This is a genomic window from Rubneribacter sp., assembly GCF_965361815.1.
Genome location: NZ_CBDTNW010000190.1, coordinates 1 through 3,971 on the forward strand (window position 1 = coordinate 1; position 3,971 = coordinate 3,971).

4 protein-coding genes are annotated in these 3,971 nt (G+C 68.8%); 1 reads left to right on the forward strand and 3 read right to left on the reverse strand.

The features are described from left to right. Positions 1-184 precede the first annotated feature (184 nt). The 3 genes from ACWKY3_RS13695 to ACWKY3_RS13705 form a co-directional block, all read right to left on the reverse strand. A complete protein-coding gene (locus tag ACWKY3_RS13695) occupies positions 185-394 on the reverse strand; it encodes a heavy-metal-associated domain-containing protein (protein ID WP_449316950.1) in 210 nt (69 codons plus the stop codon). Between the two features lie 44 nt (positions 395-438). Further along, positions 439-1,281 carry a ModD protein gene (gene modD, locus ACWKY3_RS13700; RefSeq protein ID WP_449316951.1) on the reverse strand — a complete coding sequence of 281 codons (843 nt, stop codon included), beginning with the start codon at positions 1,279-1,281 and terminating at the stop codon, positions 439-441. Positions 1,282-1,537: 256 nt separating this feature from the next. Next, entirely contained in the window at positions 1,538-2,839 is a 1,302-nt protein-coding gene (locus tag ACWKY3_RS13705; RefSeq protein ID WP_449316952.1) for an amidohydrolase family protein, read from the reverse strand. A 141-nt stretch (positions 2,840-2,980) separates the two neighbouring features. Here ACWKY3_RS13705 and ACWKY3_RS13710 point away from each other — a divergent pair, with 141 nt between their 5' ends. Next, positions 2,981-3,823, forward strand: a complete 843-nt coding sequence (locus ACWKY3_RS13710) for a P-loop NTPase (protein WP_449316953.1) — start codon at positions 2,981-2,983, stop codon at positions 3,821-3,823. The last annotated feature ends 148 nt before the right edge of the window (positions 3,824-3,971 follow it).

The following is a 3,971-nucleotide window of genomic DNA, read 5'->3' on the forward strand; positions in this document are numbered from 1 at the left end:
ACGGTCTGCGTGTCCATGGGCGGCACCCCCTCTCAGGGCTGCCCGGATGCGGCGAAGCACCGGGGTCATCATACCATGCGCGGCGGCACACGGGTACGCAACGTTTCCGATGCGACGGCCCTTTGCCGTTGAGAGCCTTCGGGCCAGCGCCCCCCTTCGCGCAGCAGGTCGCCCGCCGCGCCGGCTAGCCCTCCACCGCGAAGTCCTGCGCGGCAATGACGGCCTTCACGGCCGCAAGCGTCTTGGGCGCGCCGTCGTAGACCACCTCCACCTCGTCGGCCTCGTGGTCGGCGCGCACGGACTCCACGCCGGCAACCGCGCCCACGGCCTTCTCCACGCGCGCGTCGCACTTCGGGCAGTGCATGCCCGTCACCTTGATCGTCTTTCGCACCATGTCCTCTTCCCTTCCTCCCCCGTCGCCGCGCTTCCGCGCGCGCCTCACAGCGCGCGCATCCTCACGCTCATGTCCAGCGGCTTGGCCGAAAACGGCGCCGTCGTCGCCAGCCCGTCCACGCCGCAAGCCGCGTACGCGCCCGCGTTCTGCGGGTTGACGCCGCCCGCCGCTATGAGCGCAAGGCGCGGGTCGATCTCCCGCAGCTCGCGCACAAGCGGCGCCAGCTCCTCCGGCGGCACCTTGTCGAACTGGATGCCGTCCACGCCCGCGCGCGCCAGCACGCGCGCCCGCTCGGCGTCGGCCTCCACGAACAGCTTCTTCTCCACGCAACGCGCTTTGATGGCGGGCAGCTGCTCCACGAACGCCTCGAAACCGCCGGCAAACGTCAGATGATGGTCGAACACAAGCACCGTCTCCGACAGCCCCAGCCGGTGCGGAAACGCCCCGCCTGCCATAACCGCGCTTGTGAGCAGGTCCTTCGCACCCGGCATGCTCTTGCGCGTGGTGAGCACCTCGCAGCGCGGGTTCTCCGCATGCGCCGCGTCCACCATCGCGCGCGTCTTGGTGGCCACCGCCGACAGGTGGTCGAACAGGTTCAGGCACACCTTCCACGCCGCATGCAGGTCGAGCGCGCGGCCCCGCACCGTCATGAACGTCTCGCCAGCCCTCACGCGGCTGCCGTCGGACGCGCACGAAACCACCTCGCACCCCAGCCGGCCCATCACGCGACGGGCCGCCTCCGCGCCGGCCAGCACGCAGTCCTCGCGCGTGAAGTACTCCATCTCGCCCGGCTCCTCGCCGATGCCCAGCACCGCGCACGTCAGATCGACGTAGGGCACGTCCTCGGCGACAAGCCCGTCTATGCGCGCGTCAGAGAACCTCAGCATGCGGTCCTCCCCCTTCCTCTTTCGGCCGCGCCCGCCTTCGCGCGGACGTGGATGTTGTCTTCAACCAAGGATAGACGTTCGCGCGGCGCTTCGCCAGCTGCACTTTGAGTGCAGGTTTGCGCATGGACGAGCGCAAAAACGCGCGCGAGCGCTCACCCCCCGATTAGCGCGGCGCCCCCGGCGCGCCGCGCGCACGGAGAAAGACGGTTCGGCCCCTCGCGCCGCGCGATCCCCTCGGCCTCGATCCGCCTTTGCGCTACAGCTCGCCGATGATGCGGCGGGTGCGGGCGGTCACCTCGGCTTTCGCACGCTCCACGTCCACAAGCGGCCATTCCCCGTCGCGGTACACCACGCGCCCGTCGCACATGGTCAGGCGCACGTCCGCGCCATGACCGGCGTACACCACGTTCACCAGCGGGTCGGTCATCGGCGTCCACGACGGCCCCGTCACGTCCAAAACGCACACATCGGCCCGCGCGCCCACGGCCACGCGCCCGCAATCCTCACGGCCCTGCGAGAGCGCGCCTATGCGCGTGGCGGCCGCAAGCGCCTGCTTCGGCGTGACCGCGGCCGGATCGTGCGCGGCCCCCTTCGCCGCAAGGGCCAGCAGGTAGAGGTCCTGCATCATGTCGTGGTTGTTGTTCGAGGCCATGCCGTCGGTGCCCAGGCACACGCGCACGCCGCGCTCCAGCATGCGCGCGATGGGGGCAAAACCGCTGCCCAGCTTCATGTTGGACGCGGGGTTGGCCGCCACGAACACGCCGCGGCGGGCCAGCACCTCCATGTCCTCGTCGTCCACCCACACGCAGTGCGCCGCCGTCGTCGGGCAGTCGAACAGGCCCAGGCTCTCGAAGTAGCGCACGGGTGTGAGGCCGCCATGGCGCTCTTTGCACTCCTCGTGCTCCAGGCGCGTCTCGGACACATGCACCTGCACGCGCAGGCCGCGCTCCTTCGCGTAGGCGGCCAGGTCGGCCACCGCGCGAGGGTTCGACGTGTACTCGGCGTGGATGTTGCAGTCCACCACGATGCGCCCGTCGGCCGCGCCTTGAAGGTCGCGCGTCAGCCGGTCGAGCGTGCCGCGCACGGGCAGGTCGTCCAGCCCTTCGCCGTTGAACGCCAGAAGCGAGTCGGACAGGTTCATCTTGACGCCCGCGTCGATGGCCGCCCGCGCGCCCTCCTCCATGTGGTAGTACATGTCCGAGAAGCCCACGCAGCCGTAGCGCGCCATCTCGGCGCAGGCGAGCAGCGTGCCCCAGTAGCAGTCCTCGGGCGTGATCTTGGCCTCGAAGGGAAACACCCGGTCGTTGAGCCACGTCTGCAAAGGCAGGTTCTCCGCGTAGCCGCGCAGAAGCGTCATGGGCGCGTGCGCGTGCGCGTTGTAGAAGGCGGGCATGAGCAGCCGCCCGCGCCCATCGTACGCCTCGCCGAACGACGCGGCCTCCTGCGGCGAGGGCGCGACGTCGCCCACATAGGCGATGCGCCCGTCGCGCACGCCCACCCACCTATGCTCCCGAAAGTCCAGGTTCTCGTCCAAGATGCCGATGTCCGCAAACAGCATGCCCGCTCCTCCTTCGCAAGCCCGCCCGCGCCGGACCCGCTTTCGTTGCGTCCCTTGTCCGCCGCATATGCTATCATGCGCCGTAGACGAGTGGCGCGCCCGCCCGCAGCGGGCGCCGAAAAACCCGGAAAGAAGGAAATCATGGCAGAAGAATGCACGCATGAATGCGGCAGCTGCGGCGTGTCCGGCTGCGGCGAGCGCACCGAGCAGGGTCCCTCCACCCTCCAAACCAACAAGCGCAGCGACGTGCGCCACGTCATCGGCGTGGTGTCCGGCAAGGGCGGCGTGGGCAAGTCGCTCGTAACCAGCCTGCTGGCCAGCCAGATGAACAAGCGCGGCTTCAAGGTGGGCATCTTGGACGCCGACGTCACCGGCCCGTCCATCCCCAAAACCTTCGGCATCACCAACCCGCTCACGGCCGACGCCGACGGCATCCTGCCCGGCTACACGCAAAGCGGCATCAAGGTGATGTCCACCAACCTCATGCTCCCCAAAGACGACGTGCCCGTGGCTTGGCGCGGCCCCGTGGTGTCCAACGCCATCCGCCAGTTCTACAGCGAGACGAACTGGGGCGAGATAGACTACCTGTTCGTGGACATGCCTCCGGGAACCTCCGACGTGCTGCTCACCGTGTTCCAGTCCTTGCCGGTGGACGGCATCGTCACCGTGTCGGCCCCGCAGGAGCTGGTGGCCATGATCGTGGGCAAGGCCGTGAACCTGGCGCACGACATGAACGTGGAGCTTTTGGCCCTCGTGGAGAACATGGCGTACTTCAAGTGCGACGAATGCGGCAAGGAGCACCACATCTTCGGCGAGCCGCAGGGCGCGGCCGTGGCGAAGCGCTATAACATCCCCGCCTACGCCACGCTGCCCATCGATCCCGCCTTCGCGCGCCTGTGCGACGAGGGCCGCGTGGAGGACTACGACGTGGCCGGCGCGCTCGACCCGGTCATCGCCCAGATCGAGAAAGCCGGAGCCAAGTAGGCGGCCGCCGAATAACGGACGAGCGCGGGTCCGGGCCGGTCCGGACCCGCCCGGACCCACAAGGAAACCTTTTCCGACAACTTTTCCGGAAGAGCCCTTGCCCCTGCATCTGGTTCGGATATACCACTCCTCGTACTTTTCAAGGGGC